The 24,423-nt window shown below is 70.3% G+C and carries 22 protein-coding genes; 7 read left to right on the top strand and 15 right to left on the bottom strand.

The window, feature by feature from the left end:
• Positions 1–41: 41 nt before the first annotated feature.
• The 6 genes from ALLO2_RS13940 to ALLO2_RS23400 form a co-directional block, all read right to left on the bottom strand.
• Positions 42–1,058: a polyprenyl synthetase family protein gene (locus ALLO2_RS13940; RefSeq protein WP_035732580.1), complete on the bottom strand. Its 1,017-nt coding sequence runs from the start codon at positions 1,056–1,058 to the stop codon at positions 42–44.
• Entirely contained in the window at positions 1,055–2,764 is a 1,710-nt protein-coding gene (hpnE, locus tag ALLO2_RS13935) for a hydroxysqualene dehydroxylase HpnE (RefSeq protein ID WP_035732578.1), read from the bottom strand. Before hpnE ends, ALLO2_RS13940 begins: the two co-directional genes overlap by 4 nt.
• Positions 2,761–3,675 (bottom strand): presqualene diphosphate synthase HpnD, encoded by a 915-nt coding sequence (hpnD, locus tag ALLO2_RS13930; protein WP_011435273.1) that lies wholly within the window; start codon positions 3,673–3,675, stop codon positions 2,761–2,763. Before hpnD ends, hpnE begins: the two co-directional genes overlap by 4 nt.
• On the bottom strand, positions 3,672–4,763 hold the full coding sequence (gene hpnC / locus ALLO2_RS13925; RefSeq protein ID WP_035732576.1) for a squalene synthase HpnC: 1,092 nt from the start codon (positions 4,761–4,763) through the stop codon (positions 3,672–3,674). The genes hpnD and hpnC overlap by 4 nt, the downstream gene beginning before the upstream one ends.
• Before the next feature lie 439 nt (positions 4,764–5,202).
• Positions 5,203–5,982 carry an SDR family NAD(P)-dependent oxidoreductase gene (locus ALLO2_RS13920; RefSeq protein WP_085014068.1) on the bottom strand — a complete coding sequence of 260 codons (780 nt, stop codon included), beginning with the start codon at positions 5,980–5,982 and terminating at the stop codon, positions 5,203–5,205.
• Positions 5,983–6,976: 994 nt separating this feature from the next.
• Positions 6,977–7,843: a helix-turn-helix domain-containing protein gene (locus tag ALLO2_RS23400; RefSeq protein WP_232235097.1), complete on the bottom strand. Its 867-nt coding sequence runs from the start codon at positions 7,841–7,843 to the stop codon at positions 6,977–6,979.
• A 236-nt stretch (positions 7,844–8,079) separates the two neighbouring features.
• Between ALLO2_RS23400 and ALLO2_RS13910 the strand changes: the two genes are divergently transcribed.
• Positions 8,080–10,356, top strand: a complete 2,277-nt coding sequence (locus ALLO2_RS13910; RefSeq protein ID WP_023841188.1) for an MMPL family transporter — start codon at positions 8,080–8,082, stop codon at positions 10,354–10,356.
• A gap of 281 nt (positions 10,357–10,637) precedes the next feature.
• Here the strand turns inward: ALLO2_RS13910 and ALLO2_RS13905 are convergent, their stop codons facing one another.
• Entirely contained in the window at positions 10,638–11,240 is a 603-nt protein-coding gene (locus ALLO2_RS13905; protein ID WP_232235096.1) for an NUDIX hydrolase, read from the bottom strand.
• Positions 11,241–11,638: 398 nt separating this feature from the next.
• Between ALLO2_RS13905 and ALLO2_RS13900 the strand changes: the two genes are divergently transcribed.
• Both ALLO2_RS13900 and ALLO2_RS13895 read left to right on the top strand, forming a co-directional pair.
• Positions 11,639–11,842: a hypothetical protein gene (locus tag ALLO2_RS13900; RefSeq protein WP_023841186.1), complete on the top strand. Its 204-nt coding sequence runs from the start codon at positions 11,639–11,641 to the stop codon at positions 11,840–11,842.
• A gap of 131 nt (positions 11,843–11,973) precedes the next feature.
• Complete coding sequence (locus tag ALLO2_RS13895) at positions 11,974–13,071, top strand: NAD-dependent epimerase/dehydratase family protein (protein WP_035732574.1); 1,098 nt, start codon at positions 11,974–11,976, stop codon at positions 13,069–13,071.
• Positions 13,072–13,520: 449 nt separating this feature from the next.
• Here the strand turns inward: ALLO2_RS13895 and ALLO2_RS13890 are convergent, their stop codons facing one another.
• The 3 genes from ALLO2_RS13890 to ALLO2_RS13880 are packed head-to-tail and all read right to left on the bottom strand — an operon-like array spanning position 13,521 to position 16,953.
• Entirely contained in the window at positions 13,521–15,749 is a 2,229-nt protein-coding gene (locus tag ALLO2_RS13890; protein WP_035732572.1) for an FtsX-like permease family protein, read from the bottom strand.
• Complete coding sequence (locus tag ALLO2_RS13885; RefSeq protein ID WP_011435265.1) at positions 15,746–16,432, bottom strand: ABC transporter ATP-binding protein; 687 nt, start codon at positions 16,430–16,432, stop codon at positions 15,746–15,748. The genes ALLO2_RS13890 and ALLO2_RS13885 overlap by 4 nt, the downstream gene beginning before the upstream one ends.
• The gene (locus ALLO2_RS13880) at positions 16,429–16,953 is read right to left on the bottom strand and encodes a PadR family transcriptional regulator (protein WP_023841185.1); all 525 of its coding nucleotides are present in this window, start codon (positions 16,951–16,953) and stop codon (positions 16,429–16,431) included. Before ALLO2_RS13880 ends, ALLO2_RS13885 begins: the two co-directional genes overlap by 4 nt.
• Positions 16,954–17,592: 639 nt before the next feature.
• Here ALLO2_RS13880 and ALLO2_RS13875 point away from each other — a divergent pair.
• The 3 genes from ALLO2_RS13875 to ALLO2_RS26445 all read left to right on the top strand — a co-directional run bounded on the left by ALLO2_RS13875 (position 17,593) and on the right by ALLO2_RS26445 (position 19,289).
• Positions 17,593–17,772, top strand: a complete 180-nt coding sequence (locus ALLO2_RS13875) for a helix-turn-helix domain-containing protein (RefSeq protein ID WP_035732570.1) — start codon at positions 17,593–17,595, stop codon at positions 17,770–17,772.
• 83 nt (positions 17,773–17,855) lie between these two features.
• Positions 17,856–18,797 carry a hypothetical protein gene (locus tag ALLO2_RS13870; protein WP_023841184.1) on the top strand — a complete coding sequence of 314 codons (942 nt, stop codon included), beginning with the start codon at positions 17,856–17,858 and terminating at the stop codon, positions 18,795–18,797.
• A 21-nt stretch (positions 18,798–18,818) separates the two neighbouring features.
• Positions 18,819–19,289: an antirestriction protein ArdA gene (locus tag ALLO2_RS26445; protein ID WP_051875246.1), complete on the top strand. Its 471-nt coding sequence runs from the start codon at positions 18,819–18,821 to the stop codon at positions 19,287–19,289.
• Here ALLO2_RS26445 and ALLO2_RS13860 read toward each other — a convergent pair.
• The 3 genes from ALLO2_RS13860 to ALLO2_RS13850 form a co-directional block, all read right to left on the bottom strand.
• Complete coding sequence (locus ALLO2_RS13860) at positions 19,268–19,885, bottom strand: nucleotidyl transferase AbiEii/AbiGii toxin family protein (protein WP_157902412.1); 618 nt, start codon at positions 19,883–19,885, stop codon at positions 19,268–19,270. The genes ALLO2_RS26445 and ALLO2_RS13860 overlap by 22 nt on opposite strands.
• Before the next feature lie 8 nt (positions 19,886–19,893).
• Positions 19,894–20,403 (bottom strand): helix-turn-helix transcriptional regulator, encoded by a 510-nt coding sequence (locus ALLO2_RS13855; RefSeq protein WP_023841182.1) that lies wholly within the window; start codon positions 20,401–20,403, stop codon positions 19,894–19,896.
• Between the two features lie 99 nt (positions 20,404–20,502).
• Positions 20,503–21,468, bottom strand: coding sequence for a DUF4037 domain-containing protein (locus tag ALLO2_RS13850; RefSeq protein WP_232235094.1), 966 nt, complete (start codon positions 21,466–21,468; stop codon positions 20,503–20,505).
• A gap of 1,513 nt (positions 21,469–22,981) precedes the next feature.
• Between ALLO2_RS13850 and ALLO2_RS13845 the strand changes: the two genes are divergently transcribed.
• A complete protein-coding gene (locus tag ALLO2_RS13845) occupies positions 22,982–23,818 on the top strand; it encodes a hypothetical protein (RefSeq protein ID WP_232235093.1) in 837 nt (278 codons plus the stop codon).
• Here the strand turns inward: ALLO2_RS13845 and ALLO2_RS13840 are convergent.
• Together ALLO2_RS13840 and ALLO2_RS13835 are read right to left on the bottom strand one after the other, a co-directional pair.
• Positions 23,799–24,071 (bottom strand): hypothetical protein, encoded by a 273-nt coding sequence (locus ALLO2_RS13840; protein ID WP_023841178.1) that lies wholly within the window; start codon positions 24,069–24,071, stop codon positions 23,799–23,801. The genes ALLO2_RS13845 and ALLO2_RS13840 overlap by 20 nt on opposite strands.
• Positions 24,065–24,423, bottom strand: a 359-nt coding sequence (locus ALLO2_RS13835) for an ISAs1 family transposase (RefSeq protein ID WP_157493392.1), incomplete at its 5' end; no start/stop codon positions are given. The genes ALLO2_RS13840 and ALLO2_RS13835, both read right to left, overlap by 7 nt.

Below are 24,423 nucleotides of genomic sequence, written 5' to 3'. Positions count from 1 at the left end.
GGGCCGGGCGGGAACGGCGACTGCACTCACCCGTCGTCTCCTCAGCGGTCTCGTTCGGTCACGAAGCGCGCGAGGGCCAGCAGTTCCGCCTCGATCTCGGCGGGCATCGACAGCGAGCGGAGCACGTTCTCGCAGGCCTTCAGCTGGCCGTCGGCCTCGGCGGTGGTCCAGTCCCGCCCGCCGGCCCGCTCGATCAGGTCCGCGATGTGCGTCAGCTCCGCCTCGGTGGACTCCCCGGTGCCGGTGAGGAACGCCNGCAGCTCCTCGGCCGCGGCTCCGCCGGCCTCCAGGGCCACCACGACCGGCACCGACTTCTTGCGGGAACGCAGGTCCGACAACACCGGCTTGCCGGTCACCGAGGGATCACCCCAGATACCAAGCAGGTCGTCGATGAGCTGGAACGCGGTGCCGAGCCGGGAGCCGTACTCGGCGAGGGCGTTGACCATGTCGTCACCGGCCCCGGCGAGCACGGCGCCGAGGGAGGCCGAGCAGGCCAGCAGCGCGCCGGTCTTGCCGTCCTCCATGTGCAGCGTCTCGGCGACGCTGACGTCCGACCGTTTCTCGAACATCAGGTCCTCGGCCTGGCCACGGACGAGGTCCTGGACGCCCGCGCCCAGGATCAGCGCCGCACGACGGCCGGGCTCCCCCTCGACCTCCAGCAGGACCTGGGTCGCGAGGCCGAGCAGCGCGTCCCCGGCGAGGATCGCGCCGTCGGCACCGAAGATCGTCCAGGCCGTGGGCCGGTGGCGGCGCTCGGTGTCGCCGTCCATAAGATCGTCGTGCAGCAGCGAGAAGTCGTGCACCAGCTCGACGGCGACCGCTGCCGGCAGCCCGGTCTCCGCCGGGGCGCCGGCGGCCTGCGCCGACAGCAGCGCCAGCGCCGGGCGTACCAGCTTGCCCCCGCCGCCGGACAGTGGCGCGCCCTCGGCGTCGACCCAGCCGCGGTGGTAGGCGACGACGTGACGAAGTCGTGGGTGGAGCCGATCCACCGTGGCGCGCAAGGCAGGCACGGTGAGGGTCCGCCCACGCTCGATCGCATCCGGAACCGTCATGGTCATACCGGGAATCCCCCTGTGGATGNGTGCCTTGGCTGGCCGGACGGAAGCGGCCGGACGACCGCCGCCGATCCGGCGGGAACCGCGTTGTCCCCTCGTGGATCCTGTGGATCCCGCACCTGCGCGGCCGTGGCGCCGCCGCCCGGTGCGCTCACCGATTCAGTGCCTACCGGTACCGACNCACNCACCTGCTCGGGGAGCCGTCCGTCCGTCCTTCGGGCCTGCGGGCCCGGCCCGCGTGGCTCGTTGACGTCGACCCCCATACCGGCCAGGTTCTCACGGACAGCAGTGAGTCCGCTACGCACGGCCGACTCCATGGTCGCCGGCCATCCGGTGTCGGTCCAGGTTCCGGCCAGGGCGAAGCCGGTCAGGCCGGTCGACGCGCCCGGACGCAACGCGAGCGAACCGGGCACCTGCCGGAAGGTCGCCGTACGTTCCCGAGTGACGAAAACCTCCAGTGGCCCGGCCGCCCGCGCGGCCGGGAACAGCCGGGCCATCTCCTCGACGAACAGGGTCCGCAGCTCGTTCGCCGGACGATCGACCCATGGCTCCGCCGCGGACTGCGACAGCGCCAGGTACTGGGCACCGGGCGGGCCGGCAGCGGCGAGCCCGGAGGAGACCGTGCGATCGAAGATCCATTGAATGGGCGAGTCGACCACGGCCAGGAACGGACCGTCGATCACCGGTCGAGGATAGATCATGTGCACGTTGATGATCGGCGAGTCGCCGAGCTCACGCAGCCGGGCCGCCTCGGGTTCGGCGCCGGCTGGCAGAAGGGACGCGGCGGCGGGCGGCGGCACCGCGAGCACGACCGCGTCCGCCCGCAGCACGCCGCGGTCGTCGGTGCCGGGCACCGCCGCGCCGCGACCGGTCCCGCCCGCGGTGACGGCCAGTTCCCATCCGCTGCCCGCGGCGGTGATGGACCGGACCTTCACCCCGGTGCGCACGTCGGCGCCGGCCGCGGTGAGCGTCTCCATCGCCGCGTCGCCGTGCAGTCGGGACAGGGGGACCTCGGCCCAGCCGAGGTCCCCGGCGGCGGCGCCCTCCAGCAGACCGGTCCGCACGACCTTGGCTGCGAGGCCGAGGGAGGCGTCGGCGGCGGGCACGTTCAGCGTCGCGACCGTCAGCAGTTCCCACAACGCCTTCGTCGCCGCGGGGCCCTGGCCGTGGGTGGACAACCAGGTGCCGAACGACTGCTCGTCCACCGCCGGGGAGCGCTGGTCGAGCCGCCCGAGCTGAAACGCCGCGAGCCCGGCCCGCAGCCGTTCGGCGATCGGCAGCGCCTGGTACCCCAGCAACGCCGGGGCCAGGTGCAGTGGCGCCGGCAGCGGGACCCTCGTCCGGCGCAGCCGGGTCCGGGTCAACGAGTCGCCGAGCAGCACCGGCACGTCCAGCCGGGACTGCAGGGTGGTCAGGTGTTCGACGCCGAGTCGCTGCAGCAGCCCACGGTAGGCCGTGCAGCACCGCATGAACACGTGCTGGCCGGTGTCGATCCACAGCTGCCCGCGCCGGAACGACGTCGTCGCCCCGCCGAGGCGGGGACGTGCCTCCAGCAGGGTCACGCGGGCCCCGCTGTCCACGGCCAGCAGCGCCGCGGCCATGCCCGCGAGCCCGCCGCCGACGACGGCGAGATGCGGGCGTTCGTCCGTCCGCCCGGCGGGCCGCGTCCCCCATGCCGGCGCGACGTCCGCACCGGCACCCGTGGTCATGCCGCCCTCATCTCGGGCCGCCCCGCGAGGCTGCGGGCGGCGACGACCGCCTTCTCCCAGCCGGGCAGCGCCAGCCGACGATCGAGCACCGCGGACGGATCGGTCTTGATCCGCCGGTTGAGCCGCAGGTAGATGCCGGCCATCGCCCCACAACAGGCCGCGCTGCGCCGGTCGAGCAGGTCGAGCAGGACGAGCCCACGCCCATACCACTCCTCCGCTCGCTGCGCCGACGTCCGCAGGTACGCGATGAGCGCGTCGGGGGGGCCGCCGAGGCGACCGGTCGCGTCCACCTCGAGTTCGACGCCGGCGGCCTTCAGCTCCTGGCGCGGCAGGTAGATCCGGCCGCCGAGCAGGTCCTCGCGCACGTCCCGGAGGATGTTCGTCTGCTGGAGTGCGACCCCGAGGGCGTCCGCGACCCCCGAGGCGTCGCGGTGGGAGGTGGCCCGCTCGCTGCCAAAGATGCCGAGCGAGAGACGCCCGATCGTCCCGGCGACCAGGCGGCAGTAGCCGACGAGATCGTCGAACGTGTCGTAGGTGGTGCCGCGCACGTCACTCTCGACCCCGTCGGCGAGTTCGATGAACGCCTCCAACGGGATCGGGAACCGGCGGGCGGCGTCGGCGAGGGCGACGAAGACCGGATCATCGGAGCTGTTCGTCCCCAGCTCCTCGACCTCCGCGCGGACCTGCGCCAGCCCGGCGAACTTCGCCTCCTCGGGAAGATCGCCGTCGCCGATGTCGTCGAGGCGGCGGGCGAGCGCGTAGACGGCGCTCAGCGCCCCCCGCTTCTCGGCCGGCAGCAGGCGAATGCCGTAGGAGAAGTTGCGTGCCGCCTCCTTGGTCACGGCCTCGCAGGCGGCATACGCCTCCGCCACGGTCGGCCGGCCCGCGGGGAACTGCGCCGCGGTACTCATCGAACCTCACCCATCTCCGGAAGAACGGACTGTGCTGCGGGGACGCCGGCCTGGGTACTCGTCGCGGCGGTGCCGCCGTGGGCTGTGGAACCGGAACCGGAACCGGAACCCGAACCGGAACCCGGCCAGGCCCCGGCCGCGCTGGTCGCGGTGGCGACGGCGGCCGCCGTGTGCGCCACCGCCGACGCTCCGGGAGCCAGCGACCGGGCCAGCGCCGCCAGCGCGAACTCGGCGACCCGTGGCTTCGTCGCCTTCGGTGGCCCACCGAGCACGTCGTAGTCGGCGCGCCGGATCGCGTCCAACGCCGCCCGGCCCCCGCCCACGAAACCGGCCAGGGCCAGCCGCAGCCGCCCGGGCACCATCGACACCAGGGGAGCGCCCTGGTCGATCACCGTACGGGCCCGAGCGACCTCGAAGGCCATCAGATGGCGCACGGCCGGACTCGCGACGGAAGCCCGCAGATCGGCCTCGGNCACCCCGAAGGTGTCCAGATCCTCCAGCGGCAGGTAGATCCGGCCGGCGGCGAGGTCCTCGGCCACGTCCTGCCAGTGCTCGGCGAGCTGCAAGGCGGTGCACACCCGGTCCGACAGCACGACCCGGTCGGGGGTCGCCAGCCCGAAGACGCCCAGCACCATCCGTCCGATCGGATCGGCCGAGAGCGTGCAGTAGCGGACCAGGTCGTCGAAGGTCTCGTAACGGGTGACCCGCTGGTCCTGCCGGTTGGCCTCGACGAGGCGCTGGAACGGTTCGGCGGGCAGGTCACAGTCCCGCACGGTCCGCGCGAGCAGGCGCAGGACCGGCAGCTCCGGCTGCCCACCTGTCCAGATCACCTCGAGGTCCGCCGACAACCGGTCGAGCAGGGCGAGCCGGTCGCCGGCCGCCTCGTCGCCGAGGTTGTCGACGAGCCGGCTGAAGGCGTACAACGCGTTGAAGTGGAAACGAACCGCCGCGGGCAGAACGAACGGCGAGACCGGGAAGTTCTCCGCCGGGGCGGCGCGCAGCAGCTGCTCGGCGGGAGTTGCCAGGCCCGTCGCGGCCGGCTGGGCAGGCGTGCGTGATGGGCTGGTTCGGGCGTCGATGGCTGTCATACGCCTCTCCTTCGATGGCGGTCTGCACTACGGACGCGGTCGGGTCGGATCCCGCATCCCCGGATGCCACGACCGGCGCGGACGTACCCGCAGAGCCCGGGTTCGGAAGGCTCTTCGGAAGGCTCCGCGGTGGGGGTGGCTGCCCGGGTCTCGCCGAGGCGATCAGGATGCGGATCGCACCGGGTGGTCATGGGCACGATCAGCGCGGGCCGGTACGGGAGATGGGCCGGCCCTGGGCCGGTATCGGGATGAGCTCCGCCTGGCCGGCCCCCTTCGGTTGGTCCTCACAGGTCCGTGGGCGGAATGATGCTCCGGCGGCACCACCTGGGCGGCCTGCGGCCGGTGGCCGCCCGTCGGCCGCGGCACTCTCATCGTCGGTGTCGCTCACCCCCAGGGCCGGTCGGAGAGCCGGAAGCGGCCGGGTAGACCACGCCGCGGATCATCCGAAGACACCCGCCAGCCTGCGGTAGACCGACGGGATCGCACCGTGGACCCGCACCGCGCCGAGTAACCAGCGTGGCACCCAGATCTCAGCGTCGCCGCGTCCGGTGGCCGCCAGCATGCGCTGCGCGACAAGCCCGGCCGGTATGGGCCGGGGCCAGCGACGGACGTAGGGCGCGCCACGGCGGTGGAAAAATGGTGTGTCGACGACACCAGGTAGACACAGGGTCACCGTCACACCGCGACCGGCAACCTCGGACCGCAACGCGTCGGCGAAACCGAGCAGAGCGGCCTTGGTTGCGGAATAGGCGACCTCACCGCGCACTCCCAGCGCGCCGGCGATGCTGCCCACCAGCAGGATGCGCCCCTGGCCGCGGTCGAGCATGGCCGGCAACATGGCCCGGACCAGCATCATCGGCGACAGCACGTTGACCGTGACCAGCTCCGCGATCGCGGCCGGGGACATTACCTCGAACGGGCCCGCCGCCCCGAGGCCTGCCGAGCACACCAGCAGGTCGACCTCGCCGAGAAGCTCGGTCGCCCGGGAGGAGACCATCAGTTCCGAGCCGGGACTAGACAGGTCGACCGCGATCCGGTGCCCCTCGGTCGCCGCGGCCACCTCGTCAAGCGCGGCCCCGTTGCGACCGACCAGCAGCGACCGGCATCGGTCCGCGGCCAGCAGCAGCGCGGCCTCCCGGCCGATACCGCTGGATGCTCCCGTGATGACGGCGGTCCGGGGCGGCCAGGTCGAGACGACCGAGCCGGCCCGTAGGGCCAGCCCGGTGAGAGATGTAGACACTCCGTTACCGAAAGCGGGGCGAGACCGGGTGCTCACGACACACCGCTTCCGGTCATTCCCCTCACGCCGTTCTCCCCCGCGGGCACTGGTTGCACGTCACCTACAACTTTCCCTACTCGTCGCCCCGCGTTGCGAGGTGGTCCGACCGAAGGTGATTCGGTGTGGTCCGCTGGCACGAACTCGCCGGCCGGATCGTTGCGTCGGCCACCCTGGCGGGCGGCACCGATCCGAACAGCCACTGCTCATCTCATCAACGCCGGGCTCCGGATCCGCGGCGCGTTGGTAACTCCGCGCCACCGGGCTCACGACTGCCACCATTCCACCGTCCCGTCGCCGGATCGTCCATGGTCAGATGGGCGACATCGGACGGCGGGGGCCTAGCGCGACTCCGGACTCCCTATCACACTCCCTCATCCCGACCGTCCGGCGTCGCCCGATATGACAGCGGTCCGATCGATTCGGAATCTGCTCTCGGAGACCTTCTTCCGGGGACTTCGAACTGGCTCCACATCGACGACTGGGTATTGCGGACTATTTACAACCGCATTGCCTCCGGAGGAAGGACGCGCCGACGACACCTTGCCGACTCGATGCCGGTACACGGCGTCAGGGTCATGGTCGGCCTGCTCCGACGCCAACACCCTCCCGTCAGTCCGATCCGGTCACCACAGGATCACCGGTCGCGACGGAGGCAAAGCCGCCGAGACCTACCTCCGGCGGCAGATGTGTCGACCCGTCCGCGGCGTGCGCCGGACAGGCGGAAGGCTCATCATCCAAACGCTGATCCATCCTCCACACGCGACCACCCTACCGCCCCAGACAAACAAGAGCGAAAGCGGCATTTGCCACGACCAAATAGACGGACCACCATCTACGAACGTCTGAAGAGTGAGATGAGGCACATGAACCGCGAAGGTGGGTGGATACGAAGGGGTGATGCACCGGATCGCTCACGGTCCGGCGCATACAGTCGTCAGTGGAGCCGGACGGAGGCCAGGTCCGGCGCGGGAGACCGGTGAGGCGCCGCGGCCTCCCGGCACGCGGGACGTTCTTCGTGCGCCGGGCAGGATGTCTCGACCGGACCCGCGTCGGCGACCGGAGCATCCCGTGACCCGGTCAGGTCAGCACCGGAGGGAGACCTGTCACTTTCATGCCCCTCATCACCCACCGCGCCGCAGCCGCCGGAACCAGCGGCGGAGACGGAGACGGAGTCGGCGGGATCGTCACCGAGAGCGGCGAGGGCGGCAGCCACGATCTCCCCCTGCTCCGCGGCGGAGACCAGCGGGGNGAATGTCCTCGATACCTGCGAGACAAGGACCCGGATGCGCTCGGAGCAGGTGACCGCCTCGCCCGCGCCGCTGCGGCGCTCCTCGTCGGCGCTGGTGGACTGCCTGGCGGCGGCCTGGGCACGTTCGATCGCCATCCCGATGATCCCCCCCCGCAGGGATCCGACCGCGCAGTACGCGCGCAGCAACCCGAGATGGGTGGGAGCCGGCCCCGCGAGCCCGTGCACGAGGGCCTGCTGCAGGGACAGTATGTCGCTCTTGCCGATCTTACGGTGAATCACCGAAGGGTCGTCGGCGAAGACGAGCAGCACGCCACCGGGGCCCGCCAGCGCCTCGACGAATCGCTCGATGATGATCCGGGGGGGCGGCGGCGGGGACTGCCGAACGAGATCGACAAGTCGACCCAACTCGGACACGAAGGGCTCCAGCAGAGCGTCGAGGATCGACTCCTTCGACGGAAAGTGGTAATAGAGCGCCGCCTTCGTCACTCCCAGCCGCTCGGAGATGTCCCGCACCGAGGTGCCGGCATACCCCTGTTCGCTGAAGAGGCTCATGGCGGCGGCGAGGATCCGCGATCTGGTATCGCCCCGTGGATCGAGCGATGCCGGATCGGGCGATGTCGGCTCGGTCATGGCGGCCATACACCCCCCCGATCGAGTCCGCGACGGATGTTACCCTCAACTCTACCTACTGAACGACCGGTAAGTTTCTCGGTAGCAATCAGCAGCAAATCGTCAGCATGACGTCGCAGGTAGCGACACCACCGATCACCAACGCCCGAGGGGAAACCGTGGCCTCGCTCGCCCGCTGGTGCTTCCGGCACCGTCGGCTCGTCCTGTTCCTGTGGATCGTCGCGCTGCTCGGGCTCGGCGGCATCAGCCAGGTGGCCGGAAGTAGTTACAAGGACGCCTTCTCCCTGCCCGGCACCGATTCGCAGAAGGCCATCGACCTCCTGCAACGCGACTTCCCGGCGGCGTCGGGAGACAGCGCCACCATCGTGCTGCACAGTGACAAGACTCGTATCACCAACCGTGCCATCTCCGATCGGGCCAGCGAGATGCTCGGCGAGCTCGCCAAGGTCCCGCACGTCACCGGGATCACGAGCCCATACGGGCCGCGGGGCGCCGCCCAGATCAGCAAGGACGGGCACACGGCCTTCGCGACCGTCGACTTCGACCTGCAGGGCATCGAGCTGCCCAAGGACGACATCCAGCGGTTCGTCGACACCGCTCGAGGCTACGGCGGCGACGACCTGCAGGTGGAGGCGACCGGTCAGATCGTCTCGATCATCGAGCAGCAGCAGCAAAGCTACAGCGAGCTGATCGGCATCATCGCCGCGGCGATCATCCTCTTCGTCGCCTTCGGCTCGTTGCTGGCCGTCACTCTGCCCCTGATCACCGCCATCATGGCCCTCGGGGTCGGCAGCATCCTGATCATCCTGCTCTCCCACATCCTCACGATCGCCGAGTTCAGCCCGGTCCTCGCGACCTTGATCGGACTGGGCGTCGGCATCGACTACGCCCTGTTCATCGTCAACCGGCACCGCATCGGCCTACGCGCAGGCAAGAGCCCGGAGGAGGCNACGGTCACCGCGGTCAACACCTCCGGGCGCGCCGTGCTCTTCGCCGGCATGACCGTCTGCATCGCGCTGCTCGGCATGTTCGCGCTCGGCGTGAGCTTCCTCTACGGCGTGGCGATCTCGGCGGCGGTAGCCGTGGCGATGACGATGACCGCGGCCGTCACCCTGCTGCCGGCCCTGCTCGGCTTCTACGGCATGAAGGTGCTCAACCGGCGCGACCGGCGCAGGCTGGCTGAGGAGGGCCCGGTGCACGAAAGCACCTCGGGCTTCTGGTGGCACTGGGCGAAGCGGCTGGAGGGGCGGCCCCAGTTGTTCGCGGTGGTCAGCGCGGTGGTCATCGCCGTCATCGCGATCCCGTTCCTCTCGCTGCGGCTCGGCTCGTCCGACCTCGGCAACGGCGACACCGCCAAGACCACCAAGCGCGGCTACGACCTGCTGGCCGAGGGCTTCGGACCGGGGTTCAACGGTCCGTTCAGCATCGTCGCCGAGATCCATTCGCCGCAGGACACGGCAAGCCTCCGCGCTGTGGTGGCGGCGGCCCGCGCGACACCAGGCGTCGCCTCCGTCTCGGCCCCGCGGCCGAGCCCAAACGGGCAGGCGGCGATCGCCACCCTGTACCCGACGACGAGCCCGCAGGCCGAGGCGACCTCGAAGCTGCTCAACCAGCTGCGCGACCACGTGATCCCGCAGGCGAACCAGGCCGGCACCGGCATCTACGTCGGCGGCATCACGGCCACCTTCGAGGACTTCTCCAGCACGCTGTCGGGCAAGCTGCCGCTGTTCATCGGGATCGTGGTTCTCCTCGCCTTCCTGCTGCTGGTAGCGGTGTTCCGCAGCCTGCTGGTCCCGTTGACCGCCTCGCTGATGAACCTGCTCGCGGTCGGGGCGGCCTTCGGCGTGGTCGTCGCGGTGTTCCAGTGGGGCTGGGGCGCATCGCTGTTCAGCATCAGCGGCGGCCCGGTCGAGGCGTTCATCCCGGTGATCCTCTTCGCGATCCTGTTCGGCCTGTCCATGGACTACGAGGTGTTCCTGGTCAGCCGGATGCACGAGGAGTGGACCGCGCGCCGGGACAACCGGATCGCCGTCTCGCTCGGCCAGGCCGAGACCGGCCGGGTCATCTCCGCGGCTGGCGCGATCATGATCCTGGTCTTCGCCTCGTTCATCCTCGGTGACGAACGAGTGATCAAGCTGATGGGCCTCGGGCTCTCGACGGCGATCCTCATCGACGCCTTCATCATCCGGACCGTGCTGGTGCCCTCGCTGATGCACATCTTCGGCACGGCGAACTGGTGGGTGCCGGCCTGGCTCGACCGGGTCCTGCCGCGGATCTCCGTCGAGTCCGCCGAGGATCTGGAGGAGATCCGGCACACCCCGCTGCCCGAGGACGCCGTCGCGGGCCGTCCCGCGGCCGGGGGGCCGGTCCGCCCGCTTCCCGGGCAGGCAGCCCGCGAGGAGCGGAGCTCACGCACCGGCGAGCCCATGCGCTGATCTTCACGGGACCACCCGAAACACTGCGGGACCACCCGAACAGTGACAGCCCGCGGGGCGTCCGCCTGGCCGGCGGGCGCCCCGCGGCGCTTGGCCTGCCGGGATCGGCCAGGATGGTGAGCCGGCCGAGGACACGTTCGTCGCCATCGAAGGAACCACGAGCGCGACCGCGACGGTACTGGGCACGTTGTTCCCCTGTGCCCGGGCCCGGTTGGGGGCGTGGGTGCGCAACCGTCACGCCAAACCGGCNGTGCGCCGGATCCTCACCGAGACGCCGGCGGTCATGCCTCCATCACCTCGTTCGCCAAGCTGGACATCATCACCGCACCACATGCGGGTGGCCCCGCGAGCACCTGAGCCGCGCCCGCGCCCCGAGCATCCGGTTCACCGAGCGACGCGACGCTCACCGAACCACCGACGGACTCGGGAATCTGATTACCGAACTCCAGATATCCGCTACGCTGCGGCACCCCCCGCAGGGCCGCGGCGGCACGGACCCGTCGCGCGTGCGGGGACGGCAGCAACCCGCCCACCTCGTCCACGGAGACGAACGCGCAGTTGATGATCTCGTCCATGTCCAGCCGGATGCGCTCCCGCCATGAGGCAGGCAGCACACCNCCGTCGAAGACGAAGGCCAGCATCTCGCTGTCGAGCCACCCGTCGTTAAGACATGGCGCCCAGTCGATCGCGAGCAGACCACCGATCGGTGGGGCGATACCGAGCTCCTCGGCGACCTCCCGTACGCACGCCGAGTAGGGCGATTCCCCCGGTTCGACAAAGCCTCCCGGAATGTCCCAGCCCGGCTTGTACGACGGTTCAACGAGCAGTATGCGGTCTTCTTCATCNAANAACAGGACNCCCGCCGCAGCGTAGGGTCGCGCCATCGGAGGTCGGTTCAAGCTCGCCTCGGTGCCGTGGTCAGGACGCTGCCGTGGGGTGGCCGGCGGCTTCGAGGACATCGCCGACCGCAGCATCAGACCGTCACCGGGTACGCCGGCCGGGTCCGACAGAGCCCGGTCGACTAGGGAAAAGTCAAGATCCTTCTTCATATTATCACACACTTCACATAGTACTGACGAACGGAATTGATGTTCCTGCCGCCGAGTGGTGGGCGACGCGGTGGACCACTAACGATAGGCGACCACGAAGGGACGCGACCCGCCAGCGTTTCGCGGAACTAAGGTAAAAATAATAAAGACGAACCGGCAAGGAGGGCGGGTGCGNTTNCCCCGCCGATCCATATCCGCAACGCGGACCGGACGACGATACGACAGAAAGAATTGTGTCGATAGCGGTCGGTGACAGAGATGACCGGTCAACGCGGAACGGACCGGGAGAACGGGCCGAGGCGGAGCGCGGACCGGCCGTCTTCACCCACCTGCGCCGGCCGGCCGCCGAATGGGTCTCCCCCACGGTGATGGACGACCTCGCGGCAAGACCGGCCGCCTCCCTCGCGGCCGCCTCCCTCGCGGCCGCCTCGGAGTGACGGACGGCGCACCGCAACTCATCGAGAGCTGAGGGCTGCATCTGGACGCCCGTCGGCGGGTATCCGTTNCTCCGAAGGGAGACCGCTTCCCCCGACGGGGGATTCCCGGCCGACCGCAGGAGGNGGATGAGGTGGATCAGGTGACGCCGACCCCGAGCAACCTGAAGATCGTCGTGGTGGGAGCCACGGGGAATGTCGGCACGAGCGTGNTGGCAGCCCTCGGCCGGTCGGCCGAGGTCGGCTCCCTGGTCGGGGTGTCCCGCCGCACCCCGACATGGACGGCGCCGAAGACCCGGTGGGCACAGGCCGATGTCGTCACGGACGACCTCGCCCCGCTGTTCCAGGGCGCCGACGTCGTGATCCACCTGGCCTGGTTGTTCCAACCCACCCACAACCCCTTGACCACATGGCGGACCAACGTCCTGGGATCCATCCGCGTGTTCGAGGCCGTTGCCCGAGCCGGCGTGCCCGCGCTGGTGCATGCCTCGTCGGTCGGCGCCTACTCGCCCGCCGCCCGGGAAGGCATCGTTGACGAGGGATGGCCGACCCACGGCTGGCCCGAGGCCGCCTACACCCGGGAGAAGGCGTATCTGGAGCGGGTCCTCGACACCTTCGAACGTGACTATCCGGGCATCCGGGTGGTACGGCTGCGGCCCGGGTTCATCTTCAAGCGGGAGGCCGCCAGCCAGCAACGGCGCCTGCTCGCCGGGCCGTTGCTACCCGGCCGGGTGGTACGGCCGGCAGCGGCGCCCACGCACCCCGCGACGGTCCCCGTGCTGCCGGATCTGCCGGGGCTACGCTTCCAGGTGGTGCACTCCTCCGACGTCGCGGACGCCTACCGGTTGGCGGCCCTGACCGGGGCCCGCGGCGCCTTCAACATCGCGGCCGACCCGGTGGTCGACGTACCCCTGCTCGCCGACATCCTCAATGCGAGAATCATCCGGATGCCGGCCGGCCTGGCCCGGGGCGCTCTGGCTACCGCCTGGCACCTGCATCTGGTGCCCGCCTCCCCGCAGCTCTTCGACGCCGTCCTGCATCTACCGATCATGGACNCCNCCCGGGCCCGGACGGAGCTCGGCTGGTCGCCCCGCCACGACGCCCGCGCCGCGATCGGCAGCTTCCTCACCGGCCTGCGCGAGGGCGCGGGCCTGCCCACACCCCCGCTCACGCCAAGCACCGCGCGGAGCCGGTGGGAAGAGGTCCGCACCGGCATGGGGCAGCGGGCCTGACGCGGGGCGCTACCCCTGTCGTAGGGGTTGACGGCCTGTTGGCGGTGGTCACGGTCGTGCGGCGACTGTGTGAGGCCCGGGCCGAGGTGGGCGAAGGAGGTATGTGGTGTCCGCAGAGGCTGNCGTGCCCCCCAGAGCCAGGAAGCACCGGCGAGCGTGCCGTCTTGGGAGGCGTTCCCGGAGGTGAACCGGGTGGTCGTCGGGCGTCTGCTGGGGGATGTGGACGGTGTCCACAACCCGGCCGAGTACAACGACCGCGTGCTCCTTGTACTCCTCGGTGAATCTGCGGCGTGTCGCGCCCATCGCTCGCTCTCCCGACGGATCGGACAGCTAATCCGGGTGTCCACCGAAGCGGGAACGGTCCAGGCGTCGCTCATCCACCGAATCCGGACGACAGACAGGGCAGGCCACAGTTGGGCTCCGTCGCGATGGGGGCGTGGCGGGAAGCATCAGCTGTTACGCGCGGTCTCCGAGCCTGTGATCCGCCTGAGCAGTGGAAGGGTCGAGGTGATGATTCCCAGCGCCGCGGCCAGACCGAGGACGACGAGCGTGTAGTACGCCTCGCCTGGCAAGATCAGATCGTATTTCATCTGGGATTTCAGGAACATGGCCGCCGCCGCGAAGCCTGTCCCGATCGCGAGGGCGGCTCCTGCCAGCAGCGGCAGCGCGCTTTCCAGGCCGATGACTCGTTGCAACAGCCGTAGGGGCGCGCCGGTGAGCCGCAGGATCGCGAAGGGGCGCCTGCGTTCGGACAGGCCCGCGACGATGCTGACGGCGAGGCTGGCGCCCGCGATCGGCAGGGTGGTCAGCAGCACCACGTTGGCCAGCTGGCGCCAGCTGGCCAACTCCTGTTGCTGGTGGGAGCCCCAGTCGTTGACCGTCCGGGCCATGTAGTTCGGGTAGGTCCTGGTCAGCAGGGTCCGGGTCTGCTCCATGGCCGCCGTCGACCCGTCGGTGGTCACGTAGAGCATCTGTACGGGCAGCGTGGCGGCCTGCTCCCGGGAGATCGCGGCGGAGGGCCACTGCTTGACGTTGTTCGACTGGACNTCGAGGAACGTGAAGAGCGGGACGGCCGCGACGCCCACCCCGGGTGGGCAGCGGCCGATGACCGGGATTTGCACCAGGTCGGTGCAGACCACCAGGCCGGGCGCCCATGGCCGGGGATCCGCCGGGTCCATTCCGATCCTGTGGGGGTTGGCGTGGACGATGCCGAGGCCCCGGAAGCCCGGGACTGCCCGGATGTCCGCGAGGAGCCGGTCCGGCACGGCGCCTGTCATCGGCGGGTCACCGGGCTGCGCACCGTCCACTACCGCGACCCGGGTCTGCGGATCACCGCTGAGCACCCCGCGGTTGTGGTTGATGGTTCCGATGACACTGACCGTCGCCGTGGTGACGAACAGGGCCAGGACCAGTCCGCTGACCGAACGGAAACCAGCCTTCGGGTCGTCCGCGAGCCGGCGCGCCGCGATCAGAGTCGCCGGACGGCTGGTACGCCGTGCGACTACCCGGGCGGCGGCCATGGTGAGCCACGGCCCCCCGACCACCAGGCCCAGCATCACCAGCAGGAAGCCGCCGAGGTAGGCCGCTGTCTGACCGTTGGTGGTCGCCGGGCGGCGATCGACGAAGAAGGCAAGTTCCCCGAGACCGGCCAGCAACGGGACCGGCCGCCAGGCCCGGGGCGGACGTGGGGTCACCCGGCGGGTCACGCCCAGCGGGGAGATGATGACCCGGCGCAGCGCGATACGAGCCGCGATCGCCGCTGCCACCGGGACACCCAGGGCGACCCCCAGAGTCTGGGACGCGGTGAGAGTCAGATCCTCGGCGAAGAAGCGGCTGCCGGTGAACGGCACGGTGGCGAGTACCGGGCGCAGCGCGAGGTAGAGGCCGAAGCCGGCGGCTGTGCCAGCGGCGGCTGCCAGTGCGGACTCGACCGCTGCGATCAACGAGATCTGCCCGGGAGTGGCGCCGACAAGTCGCATCGCGGCGTACCGCTGCTCCCGCGTCGCGGCGGACAGGCGGGTCGCAGTCCCGACGAAGATCAGAACCGGGAAGATCAGCGCGGCGGCCACCACCGAGAGGATGAGGGTCATGGCGTCACCGCGCACGCCCTCGCCGAGACATGCATCGTCGCAGGCGGGCGGCAGCGTGCCGGCGATGGTGGTGACCGCTCGTGCCCCGGGCGCGGCCTTGACCTCGGCCGGGGCGCGGCCGATGACCGCCACCAGCGAGTCCGGAGAGGCAAGCGCGGCGTTACCGATCCTGCCGACCATCCGGCCCGGGATGCGGTCGCCCAGCTGGGCCGCCGGGGTCTCGCGCAGCAGCGTGGCAAGCGCCGGCGAGGCGTAGTACTCGCCGGGGGCCGGAAGCCTGCGCAGACCCGGCGGGACGGGTGAGGTCGGTCCGGTGGCTGCGACGTCCACCTCGATGAGCGACCTGCCGTCGTAGAAGTCGCGGTGGGCCCGCCACCACAGAGGGTCCACCGAGGCCGTCTCGGTCCGGCTGGCAGCGCCGGTGTTGTACCAGAGTTGCCGGGCGTTCGACCGGTCGACGGCGCCCAGGCTGGCGAGCGTGGACAGCAGCAGCCCCACGCCGATGGCGACGGCAGCGATGATCATCACAAGCCGGGCGAGGGCGTGGCGGCCGCCACTGACGGCGAGGCGGAACGCGAAGGGGATCACGGGGCGATCCGTTCGGCCGCGAATGTGCTGGCCCTGCCGTCCCGGACGACGGCCTCCCGGTCGGCGTAGGCGGCGACCCGGGGCTCGTGGGTGACCAGGATGACGGTCGTGCCCTGCTCGCGGGCCGTACCCACCAACAGTTCCATCACCTGTTCGCCGGTGAGCGAGTCGAGTGCGCCGGTCGGCTCGTCGGCGAAGAGCACCTGGGGCCGGGCGACCAGGCCACGGGCGAGCGCGATGCGCTGCGCCTGGCCTCCCGACAGTTCGCCGGAACGGCGCCGCTGCATGCCGTCCAGGCCGAGCCGGGCGAACCAGGGCCGGGCCTGGGCGAGTGCTCCTGCCCGGCTGGTGCCGCCGAACAGCAATGGCAGAGCGACGTTCTCCTCGGCGGTCAGCTCGGGGACGAGCTGACCGAACTGGAAGACGAAGCCGAAGGTACGCCGGCGCAGTTCGCTGCGCCGGGCCTCGTTCATGGTGTCGATTCGTCGGCCGTTGAAGTGCACCTCCCCCGAGTCGGGGGTGAGGATGCCGGCCAGACAGTGCAGCAAGGTGGACTTGCCGGAACCGCTCGGGCCCATGATGGCGAGCACCTCGCCGGCATCGACGGTCAGGCTGGCGCCACGCAGGGCAGGGGTCTCACCGAAAGTGAGCGCAAGATCGCGGGCCTCGATCAGGACGGTCATGAGCGCACCACCTCGGCGATCGCGCCCAGCCGAGCCGTGGTCAGGTCGATCCAGCGCAGATCGGCTTCCAGATGGAACAGTCCGTAGTCGGCGAGCAACGCGTCGACGAGCGGGCCGGTACGCCGTAGCTCGGTCAGCTCGCGCATCCGCCGCAGGTGGGCAGCGCGCTGCGCGTCGAGGTACTGCTGGGCGTCGCGGCCGAGCATCAGCGCCAGCACGACCTTGGTGAACAGCACCGTCCGCAGGGAGGGTTCGGGCGCCACCGGCTCGGTCAGCCAGCTCTCGAACTCCGTCGCCCCTGCCTCGGTGATGACGTAGCGCTTGCGGTCGGGCCCGTCGCCGGGCTCCGCCTCGCCGACCATGACCTTGCCGTCGCGCGCCAACCGGCCGAGCGTGGCGTACACCTGCCCGAACGGCAGTGGCTTGCCTCGGCCGAAGAACTCGTCGTAGACGCGCTTGAGGTCATAGCCGTGACTCGGCTCCCGCTCCAACAGCCCCAGCAGGGTCAAAGGAACACTCACGAGGGCACTGTACGCTAGGAATATACTTCAAGTGTATACCTCGCGAGGATGCGGCGGTGGCCTGCGGCGAAGCGGACACCGGCATCGCTACAGAGGTGCAGGACGGGATGAAGTCGCCGGTGTGACCGGGGTCAGGTTCCCATCGTCGCCCGGCAGGCAGCCGCGTAGCCGCCAGTAGCGGGTCAGCAGCTCCGTAGTCGGCTCCGCTACGTCATCGCAATCTTTGGTGATCTCCGGACGTAGCGCGCCGCGGACAGATGGAGTTCCCAGACCGTGCCACCACCGCCGATGACGCCATGATCCCACCGCCCTGCCACCGGATCGCGCCCGCAAGGTCCCGGAGGCTCACCCAGGAGACCCACGCCCCGGCTACACCACCTGACCACCCCGGGCCAGCTCCACGCCGGCCGGACGGGGGGCTCGGGGGGTCGCCCCCCGGAAAACATCGCGGCCCGCCGGGAAGCCGACCAAAGGTCGGCAACCACGACGGGCCAGCTTGTGGACCTCCTCCGGAGATACTCCAACCCCTCTTGTGGGTACCTCCGCGATCTTCGGACCCTCTGCACCGTCCTAGACGAAGTCGACGAAGGCCCTCAGCCCGGCTTGCCGGGCAACACCGGCCGCGGGCGTCGTCCCACCGTGCGCAAGGTCACAGAGCGGCTCTCCCCCGCTGACATCGAGTCCCTGATCGATCTCTACCGGGCGGGCACGACCGCCCAAGCGCTCGCGGAGAAGTTCTCGATCGGCCCGACCTCCGTGAAGGTCCTGCTGCGCGAGCGGGGCGTACGACGAGGCGGCACCTCACCAACAGCAACCTGACCCGGCCGCGGAAGCCCGGCTGCCCTCGTGGCGGCCGGGCTTTCTGCTGCACCAGCAAGGTCAACTAAACAGGAACCACACCCATGGAACACGCACCATCACACGAAAGGATCATCAACCAGGAAGGCGCCCCACCCGCCGAGCAGTCATACGACGAGCGCCTGATCAGCCGAGGCATCGAGGCCGCCGCCCAGGAGAAGCGGCCCATCGACGACCGCACCGCGCGCTACATCGCCGGACAGCTGCACGGTGGTCAGGTCAGCGCCCTCTACAGCCTGGCCAGCACCGGCAACATTATCGAGGACACCGTCTACCACGAGTTGTACGAAGACCTCGAATCCCAGACGCCGGAAGTCGCCTCGTGGGTCGAAGCGCTGCGAACCTACTGCCAGGCCAGGCCCGACAAGGGTCCGGTGAGCGGCTGGGCCGAGCACGCCGCTCTCCTTGACCGCATCGAGGCCACGCGGGAGCGCACGCGGATGCTCGGCGGGATCGCCGTCGCCCCCGAACTGGCCGAAGCCGACGAGACGTCCAGGAAAGATCATTTCCTGCATCCAGACCGACTGAACGAACTGTTCGGCGAACCGCCGGACGAGGAGATCGGCCGCGCCGAGGAGCTGGGCTGGTTCGGCCTGATCGTCGACCACGGCACCGGCGGCGGCACGATCATCTCCCAGGACGAGCAGGGCTTTCGGTACGTCTGGGAGACGGAGGACGGTGAAGCCCTCGACCAGCGGTGGGAGGCCGTCCTCCGGGAGTACCGACGCTACGAAGACGCTCTTGTCCAGCTCGAACGACACGAGCAGGACGACCGGTGCGAACGGGTCGGCTACGCCTGCCCGGAGTGCGAAGAGCAGATCATCGAACACTCGGTCGGACTTGACGAGTCCACCTGGACGCACCAGGACGGCGGACCGCTGTGCCCCGTCGTCGGAGACGGCGGCTACCAGCCGGCGCAACCAGGCCTCTGGCGGGACGGCGAGATCGTGCCCCTGGCTGAGCAAGCTGACGGGGACGACGCCTAAGGTGACGGACCCCGCGTCTACGTGGCCAGCCTCGCCGACTACACCAACGGCGAGCTACACGGCCGCNGGATTGCCGCTGATCATGATGTCGAAGACCTGGAGGGCGCCGTTGCCCGCATCCTGGCGACCTCACCAGCCCGGCGGCACGGCGAGGCGGCCGAGGAATGGGCCATCCACGACTACGAGGGCTTCGATGAGGAGGTCACGTCCACGCTGGGCGAGGGCCGTCGCTACGACCGTTTGACCCCGCCACCGTTCAATCTTGGTGCAGGGTCCCGAAATCACTGTCCGCCCAGTCGCCAAGCGGCTCCTGACCAGGGACGATGCCCAGTGAGTCTCCGACCGACAACATCATCCACCGAGCCGAACATGTGTTCCGTGGCTCTGGTGGGTCCGGACACCGCGGTCCGTCTGGTGACCGCGATCATGGGCACGGTCGAGCTGGAATCCGGATGGGGACCGGTCGTCACTCAGCCGCCGGTGATTTCCTGACGCCAGGCGGAGAAGAAGTGGCGTAGCCGGTCGGCGGCCGGGCCGGGCAGCCCCAGGTCGTCGTCGGTGAACCGGCCGATGGTTCCGATCATGTCGGCGAACACCCGCAGGTCGAAGCCGCCATCCTGGGCCTGGGCGAGGTGGACGAGCTCCTCCTTGGCGAAGACGTTCACCAGGTCGTACACGTCGGTGAAATCACGCGCCTCGGCTCGGCCGAACAGAGCGAGGGTCTTGCGGGCCGCCAGGTCGTGGGCGCTGAGTGTCGGGCCGAGTTCGGTGAGGGTGGGTGGTTCGTCCGGCGGGCTGTCGACGCCAAGATCCACGATCAATACCTCACCATCTGTCTCGACGACAAGTCTGGCGAAGCTGTCCGTGAGCTGGACCCGCCGAACGGCCCAGCCCTGCGAAGCCGCTGCGCGTTCGAACGCCGCCGCCGTGTCGGGGATCGATGCCGTGGGCGGGAGGGCGGTGAACAGATCGACGTCGCGGGTTTCGCGGTCGACGAGATCACGCACGATGAGCGCGGCGCCGCCCGCGACCGCGAAGCCCGCGCTCTCGGGCAGCCCGAAGAAGATCCGCGCAACCGCCCGCTGCAACGATGTGATCATCTGAAGGCAGCCCGTTCCCAGGCGCGCCGGATCGGGGCNGGAAGGACGAGCTCCGGCCAGGCGTCGGCGAGCAGTGCCCCGTCGACGTAGGCGAGGATGTCATCCGCCGTCCCCTCTCGCAGGACGATCTCGTACAGCCTGTGGCGCTGTCGGCGGTCGGCGAGGTCGTAGGTCCGGTCGGGGTTGGACCAGTTCAGATGGACAGGCAGGCGCACCCGTGCCAACGCCTGCCGTATCGGGAGCCGAGGCAGCCGATCCGGCACGGTGAACGGTCGCCCCCGCCCGTCCACCACGACCTCGAACGAGGGCACCGGCACCGCGTCGAGCCGGAAGCCCGCCGCCGCCAGCAGACGCGTCGCGGTCTCCAACGTCGGTGACTTCACCCCGTGCTCATAGGCCGCCAACGTCGGCCGTGACGTGCCCGCCCGCCGCGCGAGCTCAGCCCCGGACAGGCCCGCCTCCAGCCGCGCGGATTCGATCAGTCGGCCTGTCAGCGAATCCGCCATGCCCCCTCCACTGCGACCCCCTCCGCTACGGTCCTCTCCATCACGACACCAAACGTATCCGATGAGATANGCTACCCGTCTTTCGGTCCGTCCGCCGGCTCATTCGGCGTGGACCGTCATAAGCCACGCCGCCAGGCGGCCCGACGCGCCCGGGAGATGGCCGAGTAGGCCGTCAGGTCGATGTCCGAAACCGGTGAGGAGGGCTCGCAGCTGCGGATCGCTGATCGCATCGGTCAACGCACGGGTGAGGCGGTCAGCGCCGAGTATCTGGATGTCCCGGGTGTGAAAGCGGCGCGGCGCAGGGTCGACAGGCTCAGCCAGACCCAGCCGGTTCGTGACGTCGGCGAGGTGACTGGCCGCGGCACACAGCGCCGCCTCACGCTCCCGCCACCGCATCGCGCGCAGCGCACGGTGAAGGTACCGACCGACCTGGCCGCCGAGGGCCAGCTGCGCGAACGCGGTCATCAGCCACTTGTTGTACGGGGCCCACCGGCATTCGAGCAGAAACCCGATCCGGGCAAGGTCACGGGCCACCCGGGCCGCAAGCACGCGCGAGCCAAGATCGTCGTCCCGGCCGCCGGCGCGGCCGACGAACGGCTCCTCCTGGCTGACCCGCAGCCAGCCGGCCGCCAGGACATAGCGCCAGACATCATCGGGATACCAGGCCAGCGCCCGGCGCCGCGCGGTAAGAAGAGCGAGCGGGTCATGCAGAACCACGCCGCCCGTGAGACTCGCCAGGATCTGCGTCGGCGCCAACAGCCAGTCCGCCAGACCCATCCCGTCGGCGGGGTCGACACCGAGTCGATCGACGAAGAACGCTCGCGTGGTCGTCACCTCCACCTGGTGGTGCGGCCGGCCGTCATGTCGGTCGCTGTCCGGATAGATGACCGGGAAACCCTCGAACCGAGCCGGCAGCCTCTCCAGCGTGACGTTGACCGGCTCGGTGTCAAAGCCCGGCGGGACGAACAACTGCACACGAGGGCCGAAATCGTGGTCCGGGGAGACCTCGTCATCGAAACCGAGCACCTCGGAACCCTCACCGAGCAACGCCGCGGCATGAGGCACACCCGGCACCAGCGGCCGAACCGCCAACAGATCGCGCCCGCGGGGTTCCCGGAGGCTCGCCCCAGGAGGCCCCGGCCTTGGCCCACCCGGACACCACCGAACAGCCGCCCACCAGATCCATGCCGGTCGCACGGGGGTCCGGGGGTCCCTCCCGGAAAACATCGCGGCCCGCCGGGAGGCTGACCAAAGGTCGGCAACCACGACGGGCCGGCTCGTGGAGGTGGCGGGAATCGAACCCGGTCCGGAGCAGGGTGGCGACGACCGAGTATGAGCGGACATGCCCCTCTACCAGCACGTTAGAACGTGCGTACGACCGCGTACGAGTGATCGAATCGCGTCGTGGATGGGAGTGGCACGCCTAGCCTTCGCCCAGCAGAGCACAGGGGCACCGACCGCTGGCGGCCGCTTTCACAGACCTGTGAGGGGTGACGGAGCGTCAATAGCGACCGGGATCCTGGAGCAACCGACGGACTCGGTACCGGGTAGATGAGATGGCGGCGTGGCTCCTGGACGGCCGACGGGGGCCGCCGCAGGGCCCCACCGCCCCCGCGGCGCCACGGCGGCCTGCCTGGTGAGCCAGCCAGCGTCGGGGTCGTCATCGTGAAGGCGGCCGCGGCGGTCAGGTCGTGGGCGGCGGCGAGCGCCAGGGCGCCGGCGGCCGTTGGGTCGGGCGGGCTGTCGGTGGCGCTGGTCGCCGCCTTCGGCGCGGCGGCGAGCACGCCCCGTTGGGCGCGGCCCGGGAACGCGACAGCGCCGGGAAATGCCCNCCCAGCNCCTCCCTGCGAATGGAGAGGCAGGGCGCCGNCCCCCGCCAGTCGGCGGGGGACGGCAGAGACCCTGCCCGTCCCGGGGAACTACATGTGGTGCTGCGTTGCCATGGTCACGATGACCGTGATGATCCAGACCACCAGCCTGACCAGCCGCTCCTGATCGGCCGTGATCCCGCGGGCCAGCCGGCTCCGGTGATGCGCCATTTCCGCCTCCTTCCGTTCTCTGGGTTCGGAGGACCGAGAGAACGGTCCGCNCCCTGATACGGCGCTCGGTCCAGCCCAGATCACCGCCGCTGGCGCGGATCTCGTCTGGCTGCCGGGGTCGTGGGATGCGGGAAGCGTCCTATTCCTCCACCCGTATACGTCGCCGGCGAGAGCCGAACCGTCCGCCGCGCCCCGGAGCAGTCAGTCCCTGACACTTGGACCTGATCATCTTTGATGGGCGCCGCTGATCGAGGTCGAGCTACTCACCGGATCCGCGCGGAGCTGGCGACGGCACGGGACGTCGGCGGCACGCGTCGGTCCGATCGCAGGGCGCGCTCGGTCCGCACAGTGGCGGGGCGCGATGTTGGCTCGGCGATCTGACCGGGGGCGGTGGCGACGATGTCGCGCGGGTCGAGGGCGGGTTCCTTGGCGATGCCCGGCGGGAACGATCATTCTTATGATCTCTCCCGGTGGGCGGCCTACGCTCACGGATGCAGGCTGTCGTTGGTCGCGAGAGGTGGGCGTGCGCTGTGTCTCAGGTGGCGAGGCTGGATCTGCGGTCGGGTTCTCATGACGAGGTCCTGGCGCGGGTCGAGCGGTCCCTCGGGGTGCGGCTGGACCGGGCGGCGGCGGTGCGCAAGCGGCGTTCGATCGGGCTGCCCAGCGACGCCGACACGTGGGTGCGTATCGAGGCGCGGCCGGTGTCGAAGGTGTCGGGGCAGGGCTGGAACGGGGCAGAGACCGTCGCCGCGCTGCCAGGAGTCGCGATGCCGGTCTGGCGTCAGGGCGTCTCGTGGGCTGAGCCCGAGGCGGGGTTGTTGTGGCGGGCGGACGAGACCAGCTACGTCGTGGCCCGGCCGGTGAAGCCGGGTGGCATCCTCACCGTCGATCCGGGGCTGGGTGATGGCTGGTGGTCGACGCTGGCCGGGTCGCTGACCGCGCTCGCCGCCGCGGCCACGACCCGGGTCGTGACTCTGCACACCGTGCCGATCAGCCAGGCGCGGGTCAGCGCGACGATCGGCCGGGTCTTCGGCGACCAGCTCGACACGACGCTCGACCGGTGGGTGCCGGCGCATGCCGATCTGAACTGGGCGAACCTGACCGCGCCGGACTGTGTGCTGCTCGACTGGGAGGACTGGGGCCTGGCCCCGGCCGGTCTCGACGCGGCGAACCTGCTCGTCAACTCGCTCGCCATCCCGGCGCTGGCCGAACGGATCCGCGACACGTTCGCTGCCGAGCTCGGCAGCCGCACCGGCCGGATCGTGACCCTGTTCCTGTGCGCGGACATCGTCACCGCACCGGCCGACTACTCCGGCCCGCTCCTCGACCCGGCACGTGTGCTCGTCGACGAGCTCCTCAAGGCGCTTCAGGCCTGAGCGAGGGCCGCGCAGCGAGCAGCTGCCGGTAGCGGGTGATCTGCCCGCCGTCGACCTGGAGGTCGACGGCGGCCGCGAGCGCCCGCAGGTGCTCGCTGCTGGTCGAGCCGACGGCGACGCGGGTGACCTGGGGTAGCTCGAAAGCCAGCCGGAACACCGTAGGCACGGCTGCGGCCTGCTGGCCGGGCCGCAGGAACGCCCCGGGGTAGGCGGGATGGGTGGCCAGGGCCCCGGCAAAGTTGTCGGTTAGCAAGCAAGGCTCTTGATCGTCTCTAGTGGTCGTTCGGGGCGCCGCGCGTGGTGTCGGATTGCCTNGGCGATGTTCGTGGCGCCGGTCAGGCGAAGGATCGCGATCGCCAGGTTGCGCAGGCTGGCCATGACCTGGGGAGCGTGGCCGGTCCGGACCTGGCTGAGGTCCTCCCCGAAGGTGACGTCGCGGACCCAGTGCAGCCGGTTCTCCACGAGCCAGTGCTCGCGGGCGTAGGTGGCCAGCAGCGTGGGGCTGGCCTGGTGGGTCGGCAGGCTGGTGACAAGGTAGACGATCTCGGTCGTGGCCGGCCCGTCGGCGAGCGGCTGGCGGCGGCGGGTGACCTGCACTGCCTGCA

The organism is Frankia sp. Allo2, from assembly GCF_000733325.1.
GTDB lineage: Bacteria > Actinomycetota > Actinomycetes > Frankiales > Frankiaceae > Frankia > Frankia casuarinae.
Note: the sequence above shows the minus strand (reverse complement) of the source record. Positions and strands in the feature narration are given on the sequence as shown.

Coding starts and splice junctions, on each gene's coding strand:
- hpnD (WP_011435273.1), bottom strand. CDS start 3,675: ATGAGTACCGCGGCGCAGTTCCCCGCGGGCCGGCCGACCGTGGCGGAG.
- ALLO2_RS13885 (WP_011435265.1), bottom strand. CDS start 16,432: ATGACCGTCCTGATCGAGGCCCGCGATCTTGCGCTCACTTTCGGTGAG.
- ALLO2_RS13870 (WP_023841184.1), top strand. CDS start 17,856: ATGGAACACGCACCATCACACGAAAGGATCATCAACCAGGAAGGCGCC.